Source organism: Auritidibacter ignavus (assembly GCF_003703835.1).
In the GTDB taxonomy this organism is placed as follows: Bacteria; Actinomycetota; Actinomycetes; order Actinomycetales; family Micrococcaceae; genus Auritidibacter; species Auritidibacter ignavus.
Map to the genome: position 1 here is coordinate 1 of NZ_RDQR01000017.1, position 19,506 is coordinate 19,506.

Consider the following 19,506-nt stretch of genomic DNA (forward strand, 5'->3'; position numbering starts at 1 on the left):
TGAAACTCTTGTGGCTAGCGATCTGCACGATCGAGGACAAACGCGCACGCCAACGAGCCAAGGAACGCGGCAAACCCGCCAGCCAGCGCAAAGCCGCCGGCAGACTCGTCGAAGGACAAGTCACCACAAACTGGAAACAGGCACTAGCCCAACTCGCGGCAGCCTACCCCGACCGAATGAACCCATACCTGTAAACCCAACCCCCGTACACAACAGAATTGACAACCTCGGGTTTTGAGGTCATCGACGAACCCCGATCCGCGTGCACCACCTTGGGAATCCCATAGACGCCAAACACGGTTTGCATAAATTCCTCCCCCAGACCAGCAGATTCGCGGGCATGAACGACACAGCCAACAATCATCCGAGAGAAGATATCCAGCATCACATAGGCGTCGTAGTAGATGCCCTTGACTGGGCCCGCCAACTTCGTGATGTCCCAGGTGATATGCCGACATCCGCATATCTCGTGTTATGCCGAGGTGTGGGTTATGCCGATACCTGTGACAGATCGCCGGATTCATGCGGGTGTTGGGCAGAAACTATCGGCATAATCATTGGACCGTGTTGGACTTGTACTCCATTCATTTTGGAGACAAGGAGAGCCAATCATGGTGGTTATAGGAAAATCGAGCCGAGTACAGGTGTCCGGCCCGATGGAAGCATATGTTGCGGGTTTCGAAGCTGAGCTGAAGAGATTAGGATTCACTCATCTAGAGCACTACCAGATGCTCACGCGCTGGTCCTCGTCCAGCCACATGTCATCCCCGGGTTGGGTTCCGAAGGCCCGGTGGAAACTGTCGAGGTTTTTCACCACCTGGTTGCACCGGAATTCATTGGGCGAGTGTGGGTCGGCGCTGATCCGGGTGATCATGGTTTCCCGTCGGGTCAGTTGCCGCCACACGGTGGCCCAGGCGATGAAGAATTCGCGATCGATCTCTTCGGTGGTCTCGCCCAGGTAGAGTTCCAGGGCCTGGTGGGCGATGCCCAGTCCACCCAGATCGCCAATGTTCTCGCCCAGGGTCAGCTCGCCGTTGACCTGGTAGTCGGGGGCTTCGGCCGGGTGGAGCTGATTGTACTGGTCGACCAGCTGTCCGGTGCGTTGTTGGAAGGCTTCCCGGTCGGTTTCGGTCCACCAGTCGTGCAGTGACCCGTCACCGGCGTAACGGGATCCCTGATCGTCAAATCCGTGGCCGATTTCGTGACCGATCACCGCACCAATGCCACCGAAGTTTTCGGCTGCCGAGGCCTGCGGGTCGAAAAACGGCGGTTGCAGGATGGCGGCGGGAAACACGATGGCGTTTTCCACCGGAGAGTAGTAGGCGTTGACCGTTTGCGGGGTCATGTGCCACTCCTCGGGGTCGGGTCCTTCCTCGATCTTGGCCAGGTCACGATCGAAGTGGAAGGCCGAGGCTGAACGCACCGAGCGCATCAGGTCGTCGTGGAAGACCTCCATGGCCGAGTAATCCTCCCACTTCACCGGGTAGCCGACCATCGGGTTGAACTGCTCAAGTTTTTCCAGAGCCCGCTGGCGAGTTTCGGAGCTCATCCAGTCCAGGGAGCTAATGGAGTTGCGGTAGGCCTTCAGCAGGGTGGCCACCAACTCGTCGATGGCTTCTTTATGACCGGCCGGGAAGTGTTTGGCCACATACAGCTGGGCGACATCTTCACCCACGGCACCGTTGACGAAGGAGACCGCACGCTTCCACCGGGCCTTGACCTCTTGGGTGCCGGCCAGCTTCCGGCCGTAGAAATCGAAGTCTTCATTCACCAGGTCGTCACTCAAATACGGCGCCGAAGAAGAGATGACTTGGAATTGGAGCCACAGTTTCCAGGTGTCCAGTGGCTCATCGTGGAGGAGCTGGTTGATGCCGGTGAGAAAGTCCGGTTGCCAGGCCACCACTTCGGAGAAGTCATCGGCACCCAGGGCGGCCAGATAGGTGTTGGCCAGTCCGAAAACCTCGGTCAGATCCTCCCGGGTGAGCAGGTTGTAACGTTTCACCGCATCGCGCACGGCCACCACATCCCAGTGGTAGCCGGCGATCTTTTTCTCCAGATCGACCACGGCCGCGGCTGCGTCGCCGGTTTGGAGGTTGTCTCCCCCGATTCCGGTCAGGGAGAACATCGCGGCAATGTGGTCCTGATAAGCCTGCAGGATCTCGGCGAATTTCTCATCGCGGTAATAGGACTCATCGGGAAGGCCGATCCCGCCCTGGATCAGGTGGAGCAACATCCGTCGCGGGTCCCCGGCGTCCTGCATCGACCCGGCCGCGATCAGCCCCGAGATGCCCTGGCGCTGCAGCTGGGCCGAGAGGGCCACAAACTCTTCGGGGGTGGAGACGTTTTCGATCTGGCCCAGTTCGCCGGCAATGGGTTCCAGCCCCCGGGCTTCAATGGCCTCGGTGTCCATAAAGGCCCGGTACAGCGCTGCGATGCGGGCGGTGGGTTGATCAGCGGGGAACCGGGTGGCACTGGTGTCCAGCTCGGCGTCTTTCAGGATCTCGTGCACGGCCTCTTCGGCCTCGTCGCGCAGTTCCATAAAGGCCCCGTAGGCACCCTGGTCGGCAGGGATCTCGTGGGTGTTCAGCCAATCACCGTTGACGTGGCGGTAGAGGTCTTGGCGGGCGGATATCTCAGTCACGGGGTCTCCTTTGCGGGGGTTCTAACATCATGTTGTCGATCAAGCGCACCGGTGGCACCCAGGCGGCCACCAGGGCCAGGGCCGGGGTGGCCAGGGGTGCGGAGAGGTCTTCGAGGGGTTGTAGCGTGGCCGGGTCAACGACCTCGAGGTAGTCGAGGGTGACCTGTTCCTCGGCAGCCACTAACTCACGAGCGCGGTCCAGATCCAGGCGGTGGCCGGCTTCGGCTTGCTCGCGCAGAAAATTCAGTCCCTGGGAGAGTCCGCGAGCACGTTCGCGACCTGATTCATCCAGGCGTTGGTTGCGCGAGGACAGCGCCAACCCGGAGGGCGCCCGCACCAGATCCACGGGCACGATCTCGACCGGGATATTCAGTTCCTCGGCCATCCGGGTGAGAATCGCTAGTTGTTGGGCGTCTTTGCGACCGAAATAGCTACGGAAGGCGGTGCCGGGCTCGGGGCGGAGGATATTCCACAGTTTGGTCACCACGGTGCAGACTCCGTCGAAGTGTCCCGGTCGGGAGGCACCTTCGAAAATCCGTCCCATCTCTCCGGCTGAGACGCTGACCATCGGTGGCAGGATCGGATACATCTCCTCCACCGACGGCGCAAACATCACATCGGCCCCGTAGCGGGTGACCAGCTCAGCGTCACCGGCTAGATCGCGGGGATAGTTTTGGTAGTCCTCGTCCCGGTCAAACTGCAGTGGGTTGACGAAGTTCGAGACCACCACCAGCTCGTTCTCGGCCCGGGCGCGTTCGAGCAGGGCCCCGTGGCCATCGTGCAGCGCGCCCATAGTGGGCACCAGACCCACCGAGGCCACGCCGGTGATGGCGGCGCGAGCCTGGTCAATAGTCTTCACAACGGTGACACTCACGCCTACCATGCTAGTGGTTAGTGCGACTCCCTCACGGTGACGTCGTCGCATTAATATGGCTAAATTCTAGGCTGATGCATAACTCAAAGTTCTAGCGCCCTTGCACTTGAATATTGCGTTCAAGGTCATGACTGAGTTGACTATTGTCAACTGTCATCGAGCTCCACGTGTCAAGTTCGTCTTGACCGTGGATATATTGCCAGGAGGCATAATCGTGTTTTCCCCAGTAGTCCTGTATAACGCAAACATTTTGACCCAAAATGCAGAGCGCCCGGTAGCAAACCGTATGGCATGGTGGAATGGCAACATCATCGGTGTTGACGAAGAGATCGATTTCCTGTTCGATGGCACCCCTGCCTCGCTTTCGACCGTGGAAAAGATCAATGCCAAAGGAGCAACAGTCCTTCCCGGCTTCAATGATGTCCACGCCCATTCAGTGTGGTACGGACAAACCCTCATCGAAGTAGATTTGGCTTCTTGCTATGACGCAGGTGATGTATACGCAAAGATTCGTGATCATGCTAAATCTTTGCAAGAAACAGACTGGGTTATTTGCTCTAATTACAACCCCTATCAGCTGTCTGGGGAACGCCCGAGCGTCGATGCTCTCGATCAAGCCAGTGAGTACCGCCCGGTTGTTCTAAAACACGCTTCAGGACACGCGTTAACCGTGAGCTTGGAGGCTCTCAAACGAGCTGGCATTGAAGAGTTCCCTAAAAGCCAGCCAACTGGCGGAGAGATTGTAACCGATCGGGAAGGCCGAGTCACCGGCCTGCTCGACGAGAACGCGATGAGGTATATCAATGATCTCCTCCTACCTGACCCGGATGCAACGCTTGCAGATGCTTTAGGCGCGGCTTCAGAACAATATGTCGCGGAAGGAATCACCTCCGTGACCGATGCCGGTATTGCTGGGGGCTGGATCGGCCATTCGCCCAGAGAGTTTGGTGCCTACCATCAAGCCTTGGAATCAAACAGGCTGCTACATAACAGGCTGCTACATAGAACACAAACAATGATTACTATGGATGCACTTCACAGTATCCCCGGAAGCCAATCTGATCCTGACGTGCTTGGACTTGACGCAGGTGTCCGCACGGGTGTTGGCAACGAATGGCTTCAGATCGGGCCGGTCAAACTCTTTACTGATGGCTCTCTCCTAGGGGCGACTGCTGCTATGACAGAGGAGTATGCGCATTGCCCACATAATCATGGGTACCTACAGGACGAGCCGGAGGTCATGCGCAACAAGGCCTTGCAAGCGGCTGCCGGCAAGTGGGCCCTTGCCCTTCATGCGATTGGCGATGCAGCAGTAGATTTCGCGATTGAGACTATTACAGAAGCCCGAGCTCTCTATGGTCCCGCTTGCATGCCAGATCGTATCGAGCATGGTGGCTGCATTCGGCAAGATCAAATCGAGAAGATGGCGCAACAAGGAATTGTCCTCGTTCCCCAAGCCCATTTTGTCGCCACATACGGTGACACTATGACGAAGAACCTTGGTACCGCAAGAAGTCAACTATCTTACCCGGGAAAGTCACTGTTAAACGCAGGGATGGTGCTTCCTGGCAGTTCAGACCGTCCAGTAGCGCACGGAGCACCAATGTCAGTTATCCAGTCGTTCGTTGAGCGCCTTACGGAAACCGGGAAACCGTACGGTCCAGCTGAAAGAGTCAGCGTCGAAGAAGCACTAAAGGTCTACACTCGGGGATCCGCCTGGGCAACTGGTTGGAACGGGCGCAAAGGAGTTATCTCTACAAATTATTTGGCAGATTTTGTTCTCCTAGAGGAAGACCCCCGTATCGTCGACAGTAGCCAGATCTCTCAAGTCGGTATCAAAGCAACCGTGGTTGGCGGTAAAACCGTGTACGGAAATTTATCTGCCTAGTACTCAGCTCCACTTGGAGACATCATTTCAGGATCTTGAACAAGATGGATTAGAACAGGGCCATCTTGTCCTAGAGCCTTGGCTATCTCCTCGTCCAAATTCGAGTTATCGCTGATACGAACACCGTATCCTCCATAACTACGCATCAGTTCTGCAAAATTGGGATTGGTCATCCCCGTGCCAGAAGGACGGTTTGGGTACCAACGTTGTTGGTGCTCAACGATAGTGGCGAAAACAGAGTTATCCACGACGACGAAAATAGCTTTGGATTTCTGGGCTACAAGCGTGGCAATTTCTTGGCCATTCATCATGAAATCGCCATCTCCGCAAACTGCCAGAACAGTTGCATCTGGTTTGATAAGAGACGACGCAACAGCAGCAGGCACTGCCATTCCCATGGCCCCATTTCTCGAAGCCACTAAAGAATTGGGTACCGTGTGCGAAAGCAGTCTATGCCCCCAAATAGTGGCGTTACCGGCCCCGTATGTAATGACTCGATCTTGAGGAAGGCCCTCTTCTAGTTTCTTGAACGCTCTCTCAATGTCAACCCCAACAGAAGGAACCGGTTGCCCTGTTTCTGAGCTAAAACGTTCATGCGACCTTCTGAGGTCTTGGGTTCGTTCCGGCCCTCGATTCCCACTAATCCCGTCAAGCCCTTCCACGCAGTCAATAAACTCCTTAGGACTCAAATGGATCAGCTGGTCCACGCGTCCTGCGTGTTGGAGCACATCAGCATCAGAGTTAATGAGGACAGTCGTGGCACCAAAGCCCACCGTGTAACCCTCAGACATCACATCAGACCGAACGGCACCGACGCCAATCATCAGATCGCACTCTCTTAGCGCCTCAACTACGCTCTGACGACGTCCATAGCCCAGCCAGCCAACATAGGCAGGATGGTCATTTGGAATGGCATCATAGTTACGCCAATCCGCCACCACCGGAATGTGTTGCTCAAGACTCCAATCAGCCAATCGCTGACCGGTGTCACCAAAGAAATTATCGCCTCCAACAACGACCAAGGGGCGAGCTGAAGCACGTACTTTCTGAGAGAACTCTTGAATCGCGCTGTCGCTCATAATTGAGTCTGAGGAGGCTCTTCTAGGAGCCGGTTCTCTCTCCACGACTTCGCGAAGTAGGTTCTCCGGGAGGCCAACGACGACGGGCCCCGGGCGCCCAGACTCAGCGATCTGGAATGCCTGGCTGACTATTTCTCCCGCCTGGTCGGGATCTTCAATGGTAAAAACTCGCTTCACCGTTGACCCGAACCAATTGTCAATACTGAACTCTTGAAATGACTCTCGTCGCCGATCCGAAATTGGGACAAGCCCGATGAAGCAGACAAGTGGCGTCGCATCCTGGTATGCACAATGAGCCGCAATGAAGAAATTCGCAGCACCGGGCCCACGCGTGACCATAACTACGCCAGCTCGACCTGTAAGGCGTCCCTCAGCAATGGCCATGAACCCGGCCCCGCCTTCCTGACGGCAAACGACGTTGTTTACCCCCGAATCAAACAAGCCATCTAGCACATCTAGGTAGCTCTCACCGGGAACCGAATAGACTCGCTCCACTCCATGTTCTACCAGCGTCTCGACTATCAAATGCCCTGCAGAACGTCCAGAAGTCATAGCATCCACCTACTAAAATAGTGCGTGAATCATTTCACACAATGAATAGTCTGCTTGATACGTCATCATGCCAGTCGTTCCGGCCACAAGCATCAAGCATTCGAATACTCGTATCTATTCTGCGTTGTGTGGTTGCACAATCTATCGTCCGCACTTGAAGATCAGGAAAGTTATGACCAATGAGAACTTGCTCAGCACGCCCATCCCGTCAGACACCCAGCGTTGGAATAACCTACTCGAGCAATTGAACGTTGACCGCCTGACGAAGGCATTCTTAGACAAGCTGCGCACGGTTCCTGAATATCAAGAGGGAAGACTGTCGAATACAGAAATAGCTAAGACTGCGAAGAGCACTTTCTACGCACTCATTCAACATATGCAGGGGCAGGGCAACTCTGCGAATCTTGACGTGAAAGCTTTTGATCTAGGAGTCCTCCGTGCTCGTGTGGGTATACCCTCCTCGGCAATGATGAGCGCCATTCGCTTCGACTATACGATTTTGTGGAACGCCATAATTAGCCTGGCGCATGCCGATGACGCTTTGTTATTACTTCGCCACGCAAACTATGTTTGGCAAGTCGTCGACGTTTATGCCCAAAAAGCAAGAGAAGGTCACGCTGCAGAAAAGGAACAGAGGGAGCATCACACTCGGCTTAACCAACAAGCACTTGTGACGGAACTGCTCGAAGGTTCGGGAACCAACAACAAACGCACTCAGGAAATCTTAACCGAACTAAATCTTCCCACGGAAGGTGAACTGATACTGATGAGCGCGTCAGGGCATGAAACGTCTTCGCTCAAGAAATATGCCATCGATAATGCACATCTCAGAGATTCGGCCATCCCATTCAACCGGGGAGCTACCTTTCTGCTACTCATTCCCGGGTATCTATGGCACATTCGAACTGGCATACCCCAGCTCCGCGAACAATACCGCTGGGCTTTCTTAAAGATCACCGACACAAGCGAGCTCTCGAAAGCAACAGCACTAGCGACTGAATTGTCAAAAATTCCGCTCAGTAGACCGAACGTCACTCGAACTATAGAGGACTGGGTAGCTCTCGTCCGAGCCCGCCTTCAAGGATCCCCTCTTGAACACGCGCTAGACATAGACCGTGACTTATCGAAAGCCACCGAGGTCGAAAGCTATGCCGTCAAGGAAACCGTCGAGACCTATCTAAGGACAGGTAGCGTCCAAAGGGTAGCTGACTCTATGTACTGCCATAGGAATACGGTAACGAATCGATTGAGGAAATTTTATGACCTCACAGGAATTGATGTAACCGTTCCAAAGAACGCAGCACGAGCTGTCATAGCTTGGCTATGACGCGTTACCCGTTGACCAGAGTGTCTGGCTCTGCTCCGCCTAATACTTTCGCCACATTCTCGGCAGGAATCTCGACATAATCTCGTAACGTAACGCGACTGCGGAAAGCAACGTGTGGCGTAATCAATACCTTCGGGTGAGAAATAAGAATGTTATTTGCAGAGGGTGGTTCCTCTTCTAAAACATCCAAGAACGCCCCCGAAAGGTGTCCCGAGTTCAAGCCGGCCAACAAATCTGGTTCATTCACCAACCCCCCACGGGCCACATTTATCACGTAGGCACCCTCTGGCATAAGACCAATTTTTTCCTCATTCAAGAATCCGCTGGTCTCTTCAGTGAGCGGAGCGTGAATGCTTAGAATATTCGAATTTCTTAGCAACCCATCGAGTGATTCATGACGATGAACTCCATTCAACCAATCCTCAGGCTTGACGTATGGATCGTAGGCATGCACTTCTTTGAAAAAGGGAGCTGCTAGCTCTACAAGCTTCCTTGCGATCGAACCAAGACTGTACACCCCGAGACTCAATTCGCTTAACCTTGGTACGACAGGTAGCCCAGAATATGTCCACTCGCCCTTTTCTACCGTTTCCAATGAAGGCCGCAGGGCACGAGTCATAGCTAATAATCCAGCCATTGCATGCGTAGCAACTTCCTCTCGAGACACAGGAGGCATATTGCAAACCTTGATGCCCTGCGCTGTGGCCTGCTTCAGACTAATTGTGTTGACGCCGACTGAAGTCGTGGCGATACATTGAAGATTTGGAAGCTGTCGAAGTGTATCTTCGCTCAAAGGAATGAAACCGATTATCAACGCTTCGGTGTCCGGCGCGACATCGAGTAATACTTCTGGATCTACCGTATCTACGAAAACAACGTCGTGCCCCTTTGCCCTCAGGAACTCAATAGCTGGCTCGGGGTTTAGCGCCGCAAGGTTTGTAACCGTAACCTTACCCATTGTGCTCTCTTTCCCTAGTTCTATGGCGTGCATCCAGCATGGCAAATTAGACCTTGTGCTTGCGCACAAGAATGACCTAGATCACAAGTGATCACGCCTAGTGCCATCAGTTCCATCAAGGTGCCATCCTCTTAGAAATATCATTTGAAGATTGTCTCCAACTTTGGTGACGTGAAAAGAGGTGCAAGATGGTTGCAGACCAATCTAATGTAGCTTCTCATCGGGCTAACGCAGAATCTGAAACACTTAACGCAATTCCAGAGAAAGAAGCTAAGAAGGCTTCAATTGGGGCGCTCGTAGGAAATGCTCTCGAGTGGTACGACTACTTTCTTTTCAACACCGCAGCCGCCTTGGTGTTCAACGTTCAGTATTTTCACACCGAAGACCCTGCGGCGGCTGCTTTGGCTTCGTTCGCGACGCTAGCGGTAGGTTTCCTCGTGAGACCAGTTGGCGGCTTGCTTTTCGGGTGGCTAGGCGATCGGGCTGGGCGAAAATCTGTACTCATCATCACGGTTACGGGCATCGGTATTGCAACTGGCTTGATCGGGTTCCTGCCAAACTATGTCAGTATAGGTGTTTGGGCGCCGATCATTCTGGTGATCTTAAGAATGCTACAGGGTCTCTTTATCGGTGGAGAATGGTCCGGCGCCATGACCCTTGCCGTGGAAAATGCCCCTCTAAAGTTGCGAGCTAAACTTGCTGCACTACCTCAGCTTGGCTCGCCCATCGCCACCCTTCTTTCTTCAGGAATGTTTTTCGGACTGACCCTGCTTCTCAGTGCAGACAACTTTGATTCCTGGGGATGGAGAATTCCATTTTGGCTAGCGATCCCTCTACTCCTCGTTTCACTCTGGATTCGCTCGTCTATGCACGAGTCTCCCATCTTCAAGAACTTGCAGGAGACTGATCAGAATGCGAAAGCTCCTCTACGCGAAGTCTTCACAAGCGCCTGGCGAAATGTTCTTGTTGGGACCATGGCAGTTTTGCTCGGTACAGCAGGCTTCTATATCGTGACCACCTTCGTGATCAACTACGGAACACGTGTGATGGGGGTCGAACGTGACATAGTTCTTTTCGCCACTTTTATCGGGGCTTTTTTCCAAATTGCCTCCATCTTCCATGCAGGTCGTTTGGGACAAAAGTATGGTGCAACCAAAGTTGTGGTCTGGGCAGGCATAGCCACAACGATCGTGGCGTTTCCCTGCTTCATGCTCATACAGACCGGCAACCCTGTGCTTTTGACAATTGGTGTGATCATCCCGATGTCGAGCCTGACCTATTCGTTCGCGGCCGCAGGACCAATCATGACTGGCCTTTTCCCTGCTCGAGTTCGTCTGTCCGGCGTGGCCGTTGCCTACAACGGCACCCAGATCGTGTCTGGCCTCACGCCGTTTATTTCGACAGCTCTAGTAACCGCAGCTGGGGAACACTGGTGGCCCGCAGTTACTCTGCTCATTGTCCTGTCGTTGTTGAGCGTGGCCGGAGCCGTGCTGGTTCCACGCTTCAGCGAACAATACGAAGGTTACAAACACTAGGGATGTCTCTCCAGGTACCCACCTCAGAAATCAATAACATCGAGATCCGAGCCACCCTGATGGGCGGAACTCAAACCTTCGGTCAGGAGTTGTCATGAGCGAACAACGCGACTTTCTCCGGGATTTTCACACCATGTCATCCTTTGGCGCCACTGCGGGAGGCGGCGTGGATCGACAAGCCGGAACCAGTGAGGATCTCGAAACACGGTCGTGGTTGCGTGAGGTGTTCGCTGAAACGGGACTGACCGAAGTACAGGATCAGATCGGGAACCAATTCGGGGTCGCTGAGTTGATCCCGGGAGCGCCTTACCTACTGGTGGGATCACACCTGGACTCGCAGCCACTGGCTGGTCGGCTCGATGGCGCCTACGGTGTGCTTTGCGCAGTGCACGCAGTGCACAACACCTTGAACCGCTTACGTGCTGAAGGGAAAACCCCTTCAATGAACCTGGCGGTAGTGAACTGGTTCAACGAAGAGGGGTCCCGCTTCACGCCGTCGATGATGGGGTCTTCGGTGTATACCGGGAAAATGGACCTCAGCGATGCCCTGGCCACCAGCGACCGGAACCTGGTCACGGTGAGTGAGGCGTTGCAAGACGAAAAGGTTCAACGTGTCGATCAGGGCCCCGAGGCAGTAGCCTATGCAGAGATCCACATCGAACAAGGCCGCAACTTGGAGAACTCCGGCAACACTATCGGGCTGGTTCATGCGACCTGGGGTGCTAAGAAGTTCCAGGTGACAGTCACGGGCGAACAGGGGCACACTGGATCTACTCTGATGGCAGACCGTCAGGACGCACTCTATGGGGCAGCACTGATGATCACCGCAGCCCACGACGTGACGGAACAGTTCGACGAAGGACTGTTGCATTCTTCGGTAGCTCAGCTCAGCCTTGAACCGAATTCTCCGGTCACCCTGGCTCGTGAAGTGGTAATGAACCTCGACTTGCGCTCACCTGATAGCACCGTCCTCGAACAGGCTCAGCAGTATCTCGAAGAACAGCGCTCAACGATTGAACAGCGCGCCCAGGTCGAGATTGCCATGGAACTGACTCACTCCTGGGATCTCAACCCCTACCCGCCTCAGGGCGTTGAGCTAGCGCGTGAGGTTGCTGAAGGCCTCGAGCTATCGCACCAAGAAGTCATGACCGTGGCCGGACACGACTCCACCAACATGAAGGATTCCGTGCCGACCGTGATGCTCTTCGTCCCCAGCATTGAGGGCATCTCTCACAACGAAAAGGAATCCACCACGGATGAGGACATGGTTGCCGGTGCGCAGATGCTTTCCGAAGTGGTGTATCAGATGGTCACCGGTTCGCTTGCATCCGACGCTTAAGTCCTAAACAAAGCCGATCATGGCGCCGAAACCCAGCGCCAGCGCCTCGACGTTGGTCAGGGTTTTGGCCAGTGACACCTCATCCTGCTGTGAGCTCATCCGTCCTCCAGAGTGTGTGATCCACTACACTCTAGGCGACGGTTCTGAGTTTCGGGAAGTGTGTCGCTGACTAGTTCCGGAGTCTAGTTCCGCAGTCTAGTTGCGAAGTGAGGCAAGCAGGCGCTCTTCGGCGTCGAGGCCGGGTTTGATCCCTCCGGGTACTCGGACGAAGAAGACGAGACCGATCACCCACCAGATACCGAAGATCAGCCACGGTTGCCAGTCCAGTGCCGAGGGCATGCCGGGCAAATAGACGGTGAACAGCGCGCCGGTGAGCACGATGGAGGTCCACCCAATGACTTCGCCTTTCCAGCCACGGCCGATGTTCAATGGCCGGTCCATGGTGGGTTCTTTACGGCGTAGGAGAACGAAAATCACCGAGACCAAGAAATAGGCGATGATGATTGAGGGCCCACCCGAGTCGACCAACCAGTTCAGCATGATTTCCCCGAAGAATGGCGCCAGGAGCGACAGTCCGCCAATAAAATACAATGCATTGGCGGGCGTCTGGTACTTCGGGTGCAACTTCCCAAACCACGCCGGCAGCATCCCGGTGCGCGATAGCGAGTACACCAAGCGTGAAGCACCCATCAGCAGCGAATTCCACGAGGTGAGGATACCGGCGATACCTCCGGCGATCAGAATATTGGCCAGGATTTGGGAATTGAACAGGGTGCCAAAGGCGTCAGCGACGACGATGTCTGCAAGAACAAGATCGTTAACGTTCATGGCTGAGGAGGTGGTCAAGACCACCATGGCATACCACGCCGTCGCCATCAGCACGGAAATCACGACGAGCCAACCGATGCGCCGAGGAGGCACATTAACTTCTTCGGCGGTCTGCGGGATGACATCAAAGCCGATGAAAAGAAATGGCATCGCGATCAGAACTGCAAATATCCCTGCAATTCCAGGCGTAAATAGTGGTTCCATGTTTTCGGCAGATCCACGGGTGACCGACCCGAAGATCATCAGCACGCCCACGGCAACCAGAAAGATCACCGTGAAGTTCTGGGCGATAGAAGCCGGTTTAACTCCTCGCACGTTCAACCAGGTAATGATGATCGCAGCGACAACCCCTAGTAGCGCCCATGATAGATGTACTTTGTCACCGGCGACGTCCCACAGAGGAATCTGAGAGATCTCTGGGATTATATATGCGACGGTCCGGGGAAAGGCGACGGCTTCAAAGGCGACTACGGTCACATATCCTCCGGCAAGCGCCCAGGAAGCGATGAATGCTCCGCGTGGGCCCAAAGCACGTAACCCGTAGTTGTGGATCCCACCGGCTTTAGGCATTGCGCTGGTTAGTTCAGAGTAAACAAGACCTACCACAGCCATAATGGCGCCACCGATCAGCACTGCGATGATCGCGCCCATCGTGCCCGCTTGATCTAACCAACCGCCGGTCAGCACCACCCACCCGAAGCCGATCATGGCGCCGAAGCCCAGGGCTAACGCGTCGAGATTGGTCAGAGTTTTTGCCAGCGATACATCACCGGTTCGTTGCGAGCCCGATCCGGACATCATGCCTCTTTCAGATAAACACCCTCCATGCTAATAGTGACCTATATTACACAGTTGCTCGAATATGTGTGACCGTATTCATATATTGAACGTCCTAGCTACCCCAGGATCTGCTGCAGTGCGGTGAAGGTCTCGGTGCTGATGGCCCCACGGGCGTGGGCACGGCGGGCAGTGGCCAGCGACAGTGAACGGTAGCTGGTTAACACCTCAGCGAGCTCGGGGTGGGCTTCGGCGACGGCACTCAGGGCGTTCACGTGGTCGGCTACGGTGCCCACGTCACCGCGGGCGACCGGGCCGGTGAGCGCCTGATCGCCAGAGCTCAGCGCATTATCCAGAGTGGCGTTCATCAGTTGCCCCAGGACCGCCGAGGTGTCCTCGATACCGATGGATTCCAGGATCTGGGCGGCTTCGGCGGTGAGGGTCACCAAGTGGTTGGAGGCGTGGGAGAGCGCGGCGTGGTAGGTGGCCCGGTGCTGTTCAGGCACCACCACCGGGGTGCCACCGAGTTCGGTCACCAAGGCTTGGGCAATCGGCAGGGTAATGGGATCGGCGGTGATGCCGAAGGCCGTGCGGTGCAGTCGGGCCAGATCCAGGCTGAGTCCGGTGAAGGTCATCGCCGGGTGGATCGCCATCGGGATCGCGCCCTGGCTTCTGATCGGCTCGAGGACCGCTAAGCCGTGACGGCCGGAGGTGTGGACCATCAGGTGTCCGGTTTGCACGTGGCCGGCGGTGACCAGCCCGGCGACCAGCTCCCCTAGCACGTCGTCGGGGACGGCCAAGAGCACCATTTCGGAACGGCGCAGAATATCGGGAATATCGAGGATGGGAACCTCGGGCAACAGTGATTCGGCGCGGGTTCGGGAGGCGTCGGATACGGCGTGTACGCCGGTGATGGCATGGCCGAGGTCGCGCAGGGCTGCCCCGAGCACCGCACCGACTTTTCCGGCGCTGATCACCCCGATGCCGAGTCGGCCCGGTGCGCCCGCGCTGATCCCCGAGGCTGGCTCGTCGACGGTCACTGAGCGTTCTCCAGGGTTTTCTCGGCTTGGTCGGTGGCGTTGTCGAACCGTTGCAGTTCGGTGTCATCCATCCACCGGTCGCGGTCGGAGTAACGTCGGGCGATGGCGGCCACGGATTCTTCGAAGTGGGCCAATTGCACCCCGACGGCCAGGTCCATATGCTTCAGGCCGACGTCCACCGGCCCGGAAGCGGTCGGGAAGGAGATGGAGACCAGTGAGCACCAGCGAGCGCGGATGCCTTGGGCCAGTGAGGTGGACTGGATGCGGTCGTGCGGTAGCAGCGTGAGCGCGCGGTTGAATCGCCCAGAGCGTAGCAACAGCAACGACGGTGTCAGCGCAAAACCGTGCCGACGGAACTGGAAGGGCATCAGCCACCAGGATCGGCGGGGCGCGTTGATGAAACCGCCACGGTTGCCCTTGGAGTCTTTCAAGCCCGCGATCACGACCTGGTCCATTCGATCAACACCGGGGTCCGGGGCCAGGATGGACAGTACCCGGAACACATCGTCCAGACTGCCGACCGGTAGCACTGTGGATTTGACCGAATCACCCGCGGCTAAACCGTAGCCGGCGGTATTGATTTTCAGCTCGTACCAGCCAAAGATGCGCCACAGTAGAGGTTGCCGGATCCCGACGGCCTGCACACGCCCGGGAGGTACGGTCTGGTTGACGGTCTGGACCAGACCGTAGGTGATTTTCAGGCCGTTGACACCGCGCCACACCGTGTAACCGTAGTAGGTGATGGCCGGAGCGATGCCACCGACCGCGGCAAGAAACACGGACAGTGGCAGCAGACTGATCCCGATGACGGTAATGATCCCCAAGATCGCGGGGTCGGTACCGAAGATCACCAGCGCGACAATCATGGCGAGCGCATAGAGGACCACGACCGCGAGGGGGAAGACCAGCGATGCCATGAGCGACGATCCGAAGAGCCTAACGGTGCTGATCCGTAGCATCGGTACCAGATGTTCGTCGTCCAGCATCGGTGCCACCGGTTGACCGGGGTCTGCTGGTTGTCCGCTAGAGGGCTGTGCGGAAGGACTCGAGCCATGCTGGGCGCCAGAGGCTTTGCGCAGAATTTCAGAACGGAGTTGAGTGGCCTCGTCGTTCTTAATGAATTGCAGGGTCAGAGCCGTGGCATCACCATCGGCAGCTTCCACGGTCAGCTCGGCCAGCCCGAAAATCCGTGCCAACAATGGTCGACGAATTTCGACAGCCTGAATCCGGTCCAGCCGCATCCGCCGGCGGGAGACAAAAAGCCATCCCTTGACTCGTTCTACCGCGTCATCGGTAATCCGAAACTTGTGGAACCGCCAGGAGAGGTAGGGGAAGATGATCAAGGCGGCGATCGCCAGCACGATGATCCCCAAGATGATGAACACACCACCCTCCATGTCGCCAACCTCCTGCAAGAACGTCAACACCTGCAAGCCGAGATTGACGATGATGAAGAAGAAAACCACCAGGATAATCGATCCGGCCGAGGCGATCGGTGTCAACGGGTGCATGCGACGCCATGGTGGCTCGGCCCCCGAATGGTGCTGCTGCGACATGGTCACCTCACAATCCAGCCAGGCGGGCCTGGCCACGGGCGGTGAGTTCTTCGCGCAGTCGTTCTGCTTCCTCCAGGGGAACCCCCTCAAGGACGGAGCTCGAGGCCGCGGTGGTCAGGGTCAGGTCGCAAATGTTGAAGTGGCGTTGCAGTGGTCCACTGTTGATGTCCACGTACTGCAGGCGACCGTAGGGGACCGCCATCACCCGACGAATCCATAGTCCGCGCTTGGTCACCACATCGTCCTCACGTTCGGCGTAGCCAATGGCCCGCACCTGACGTGGGATCAGGAAAAACTTGACGATATAGCAGATCAGCACCCCGGCGGGAAGGACCCAGAACAGTGCGAACCAAGACCCGACGTCCTCGAATTCAGCGAGGACAAAGGTCGCCACCACCGCCATGGTCCCGGTAATCGCCAACCAGGCCAGCAGGGAAAAGATCGAGTGGATGTAGCGAACCGTGATCAGCTTGGATGAGACGGGAGTGAAGTCCACCCCGAAATCGAGTTTTTTCTGCCCGGATCGGTCAGCCCGGTCGGGGTCCGAGAATCTCGGTGGTGGGGATTGGGCGAGAACGTGAGCCACCGAGGATTTGGGCGCTTGGGCGACCGGCTGTTTCCGTGCAGGCGCGGGCTGCTGGCGCTGATCGTCGGGCGGGGGCGACGACTGGCCCCCAGGCCGGGGTGGGTACTGTTGGTCTTCAGGAGAGGATGGCGGTGGCGTTTTCGGCCGTTGCGGTGGACGGGGCGGATACTGCTGATGATCAGCCATACTGGTCCGTTCTTTCCGTTCGGTTCTTGTCCGGTGGGTGCTTGCGGTCTTAAGGGGACAACATCAGGGCAGGTTACGACCGGCTTGAGGTAGCCCGGGCGACCTCGGCGGAGGATCGGACCGGTCATCCGATTCATCATCGGGCGGAATCTTACACCATTGCTCGACGACGAGGCCGATCACCGTCACCGCTGCACCGGTGACCACCATCATCATGGCATCTACCGTGGTTTGAGAGCCAATACCGGCCGCGGGGATCCGATCGATGAGAATCCCGATGTGCCATCCGGCGATCACCATTCCGGTGTAGGCGGTGGCTTGGGCGAGCACCACAGTTCGGGCCGCTGCCAGAGGATTCATCCGGGCCGCCGGGGGTTTCTTCCGATCGCGCAACACGCGGATCCCGAGCACCATCAATAACGCCGCCACAGCGGTCAGGGTGATCACCGCGGCAATACCCAGCACCGGCACCGGTAGTCGGTAGGCGGTGGTGAGCAGAGTGCCGATCCAGCCGATCGCGGCAGCGATGACCAGGGTCAGCACCAATAGGCCGGGCCGGGTGGTCTTCATAGACGGTGCACCTCATCGGCATCGGTAGCAGCTTGGATCAGCTCGGTGATCGGTGTGCCATCCAGCGTGGCGTCGGGGTCGATCCAGCTCCAGGGCACCAGCACGAACCCGCGTTCGTGCGCGCGCGGGTGCGGTAACGTCAGCTGAGGATCAGCGCGGTGTTGCTGATCGTAATCGATGACGTCAACGTCCAGGGTCCGCGGGCCCCAACGCACCTCGCGCCGGCGATGGGCGCGCGCTTCCAGATCGTGGCCAAAGGCCAATAACTCCTCGGCACTCAGTGTGGTGGTGATGATGAGGGTTTGGTTGAGAAAGTCGGGTTGTTCCACCGGTCCGACCGGTGTGGTGCGCGCCAGTGGCGAGGCCTGCACCGTCAAGATCTGGGGATGGCCTTTTAGAGCCACGACGGCCTCAGCTAGCTGTCGACGTGGATCGTGGAGGTTAGCCCCCAGCGAGAGCACCGCGGTTACTGGTTCCATGCCCGTCCACGCTCGATAGTGACGCTCACATCGGCAAAATCCGCCGGCACTGGAGCTTGCGGCTTGTGCACCGTGATCTTGACGTGTTCCACCAGTGGCTGTTCTTCCAGCAAGGTGCTGGCGATCTGCACACCCAGCGTTTCGATCAGGTCATAGGCCTGTCCGGAGATCAGTCGCTGGATCGTGGTGGCCACCTCGGCGTAGTCCACCGTGTAGTTGACCTCGTCGTAGGTGGCGGCCACCGACACATCCAGACTCAGCTCGGCGTCGACGATGAAAACCTGACCGGCCTGTTTTTCAGAGTCCAAAACCCCGTGAAAACCGCGGCCACGCACCCCGGTGAGGGTGATCAGATCGTCGTGGTGTTTGTCTTCGCTCATCGAGCATCCGCCCAGGCGGTGGCGACCTTCACGGCGTCCAGATTAGTGGGCACATCGTGGACCCGCACCGCCCAGATCTTACGCTGGGCGACCAAGGCCGTCACGGCGGCGGTGGCAATATCGCGCTCATCCACCGGACGTGGTTCGCCGTGGCGGTTAGCCAGTACAGTGCCCAAGAACCGTTTGCGGGAGGCGCCAACCAACACCGGATAGCCCAGTTGCTCTATAGCCTCCAGCTGGCCCAAGAGCTCCCAGTTGTGCGCGCCCAGCTTGGCGAAGCCTAAGCCCGGATCGACGATCAGCTGGTCGCGACAGACCCCGGCGTTGGTGAAGGCCTCGATGATCTGGCCTAACTCGGCCACGACCTCGGCAGTCAGGTCCTCATACTCTGCTGCATCGTCCATGGTGGTGGCATTCCCACGGTTGTGGGTGAGGATGTACTTGGCCCCGGTTTCGGCGATCAGGTGTGGCATCTCGGGATCGAAGTTCAGTCCGGAGACGTCGTTGATGATGATCTCGCCGTAGTCCATGGCCGCCCGCGCGGTGGCGGCGTGGCGAGTATCGACCGAGACCAGCACGCCGGCCTTGATCAGTGCCTCCACCACCGGCAGAATGCGCTGCTGTTCCTCCTCGGCGGAGACCTCTTGGCGCCCCGGCGCGGTGGATTCGCCACCGACGTCAACCAGGTCGGCACCGGCGTAGTGCATGCGCAACCCGTGATCGATCGCCGACTCCACGGAGAAGTGTTCGCCTCCATCGGAGAAGGAATTATCGGTCACGTTCAGAATTCCCATGACCAGGGTGCGGGAGGTGTCCAACTCGGAGAACGTGGCGCGGTGAACCTTGCGCACCACGCTGAGCGGTCCGGTGGAAGGCCCGGTTCCGGGCACGGCTGCCATACTCATGTTCGT

At 57.1% G+C, this 19,506-nt stretch carries 16 protein-coding genes and 3 pseudogenes; 5 read left to right on the plus strand and 14 right to left on the minus strand.

The genetic code is table 11. The features are described 5' to 3' along the window. Positions 1–194 (plus strand): annotated as a pseudogene (locus DYI20_RS08755) (IS256 family transposase); the annotation flags it as partial. A 35-nt stretch (positions 195–229) separates the two neighbouring features. Here the strand turns inward: DYI20_RS08755 and DYI20_RS08760 are convergent. The 3 genes and pseudogenes from DYI20_RS08760 to panC all read right to left on the minus strand — a co-directional run. Next, a pseudogene (locus DYI20_RS08760) lies at positions 230–445 on the minus strand (DDE-type integrase/transposase/recombinase); the annotation flags it as partial. 276 nt (positions 446–721) lie between these two features. Next, positions 722–2,641 (minus strand): M13 family metallopeptidase, encoded by a 1,920-nt coding sequence (locus tag DYI20_RS08765; protein WP_122549327.1) that lies wholly within the window; start codon positions 2,639–2,641, stop codon positions 722–724. Then, the gene (gene panC, locus DYI20_RS08770; RefSeq protein ID WP_110101589.1) at positions 2,634–3,524 is read right to left on the minus strand and encodes a pantoate--beta-alanine ligase; all 891 of its coding nucleotides are present in this window, start codon (positions 3,522–3,524) and stop codon (positions 2,634–2,636) included. Before panC ends, DYI20_RS08765 begins: the two co-directional genes overlap by 8 nt. A 205-nt stretch (positions 3,525–3,729) precedes the next feature. Between panC and DYI20_RS08775 the strand changes: the two genes are divergently transcribed. Further along, the gene (locus DYI20_RS08775; protein ID WP_183145621.1) at positions 3,730–5,403 is read left to right on the plus strand and encodes an amidohydrolase; all 1,674 of its coding nucleotides are present in this window, start codon (positions 3,730–3,732) and stop codon (positions 5,401–5,403) included. On the opposite strand, the gene DYI20_RS08780 is transcribed toward DYI20_RS08775, so the two are convergent. Both DYI20_RS08780 and DYI20_RS12625 read right to left on the minus strand, forming a co-directional pair. Beyond that, complete coding sequence (locus DYI20_RS08780) at positions 5,400–6,482, minus strand: thiamine pyrophosphate-dependent enzyme (RefSeq protein WP_244924676.1); 1,083 nt, start codon at positions 6,480–6,482, stop codon at positions 5,400–5,402. The genes DYI20_RS08775 and DYI20_RS08780 overlap by 4 nt on opposite strands. A 216-nt stretch (positions 6,483–6,698) precedes the next feature. Then, positions 6,699–7,034: pseudogene (locus DYI20_RS12625) on the minus strand (thiamine pyrophosphate-binding protein); the annotation flags it as partial. A gap of 172 nt (positions 7,035–7,206) precedes the next feature. Between DYI20_RS12625 and DYI20_RS08785 the strand changes: the two are divergent. Next, positions 7,207–8,361: a helix-turn-helix domain-containing protein gene (locus DYI20_RS08785; protein WP_166769942.1), complete on the plus strand. Its 1,155-nt coding sequence runs from the start codon at positions 7,207–7,209 to the stop codon at positions 8,359–8,361. A gap of 4 nt (positions 8,362–8,365) precedes the next feature. On the opposite strand, the gene DYI20_RS08790 is transcribed toward DYI20_RS08785, so the two are convergent. Further along, the gene (locus DYI20_RS08790; protein ID WP_166769941.1) at positions 8,366–9,319 is read right to left on the minus strand and encodes a C-terminal binding protein; all 954 of its coding nucleotides are present in this window, start codon (positions 9,317–9,319) and stop codon (positions 8,366–8,368) included. A 188-nt stretch (positions 9,320–9,507) separates the two neighbouring features. On the opposite strand from DYI20_RS08790, the gene DYI20_RS08795 reads away from it, so the two are divergent. Both DYI20_RS08795 and DYI20_RS08800 read left to right on the plus strand, forming a co-directional pair. Next, positions 9,508–10,854 carry an MFS transporter gene (locus DYI20_RS08795; RefSeq protein WP_122549332.1) on the plus strand — a complete coding sequence of 449 codons (1,347 nt, stop codon included), beginning with the start codon at positions 9,508–9,510 and terminating at the stop codon, positions 10,852–10,854. A gap of 94 nt (positions 10,855–10,948) precedes the next feature. Beyond that, positions 10,949–12,193, plus strand: coding sequence for a M20 family metallo-hydrolase (locus tag DYI20_RS08800; RefSeq protein ID WP_122549333.1), 1,245 nt, complete (start codon positions 10,949–10,951; stop codon positions 12,191–12,193). Positions 12,194–12,388: 195 nt separating this feature from the next. On the opposite strand, the gene DYI20_RS08805 is transcribed toward DYI20_RS08800, so the two are convergent. The 8 genes from DYI20_RS08805 to folP form a co-directional block, all read right to left on the minus strand. Next, positions 12,389–13,819, minus strand: a complete 1,431-nt coding sequence (locus tag DYI20_RS08805; protein ID WP_122549354.1) for an APC family permease — start codon at positions 13,817–13,819, stop codon at positions 12,389–12,391. 98 nt (positions 13,820–13,917) lie between these two features. After that, on the minus strand, positions 13,918–14,838 hold the full coding sequence (locus DYI20_RS08810) for a Rossmann-like and DUF2520 domain-containing protein (RefSeq protein WP_110101594.1): 921 nt from the start codon (positions 14,836–14,838) through the stop codon (positions 13,918–13,920). Continuing rightward, positions 14,835–16,394: a PH domain-containing protein gene (locus DYI20_RS08815; protein ID WP_147472548.1), complete on the minus strand. Its 1,560-nt coding sequence runs from the start codon at positions 16,392–16,394 to the stop codon at positions 14,835–14,837. Before DYI20_RS08815 ends, DYI20_RS08810 begins: the two co-directional genes overlap by 4 nt. A 7-nt stretch (positions 16,395–16,401) precedes the next feature. Then, positions 16,402–17,166 carry a PH domain-containing protein gene (locus DYI20_RS08820; RefSeq protein WP_122549335.1) on the minus strand — a complete coding sequence of 255 codons (765 nt, stop codon included), beginning with the start codon at positions 17,164–17,166 and terminating at the stop codon, positions 16,402–16,404. A 63-nt stretch (positions 17,167–17,229) separates the two neighbouring features. Beyond that, complete coding sequence (locus tag DYI20_RS08825; RefSeq protein ID WP_110099268.1) at positions 17,230–17,736, minus strand: DUF3180 domain-containing protein; 507 nt, start codon at positions 17,734–17,736, stop codon at positions 17,230–17,232. After that, a complete protein-coding gene (gene folK / locus DYI20_RS08830; protein ID WP_110101597.1) occupies positions 17,733–18,215 on the minus strand; it encodes a 2-amino-4-hydroxy-6-hydroxymethyldihydropteridine diphosphokinase in 483 nt (160 codons plus the stop codon). The genes DYI20_RS08825 and folK overlap by 4 nt, the downstream gene beginning before the upstream one ends. Next, entirely contained in the window at positions 18,203–18,595 is a 393-nt protein-coding gene (folB, locus tag DYI20_RS08835; RefSeq protein ID WP_110099266.1) for a dihydroneopterin aldolase, read from the minus strand. Before folB ends, folK begins: the two co-directional genes overlap by 13 nt. Then, positions 18,592–19,500, minus strand: coding sequence for a dihydropteroate synthase (gene folP, locus DYI20_RS08840; RefSeq protein ID WP_122549336.1), 909 nt, complete (start codon positions 19,498–19,500; stop codon positions 18,592–18,594). The genes folB and folP overlap by 4 nt, the downstream gene beginning before the upstream one ends. Between the last annotated feature and the right edge of the window lie 6 nt (positions 19,501–19,506).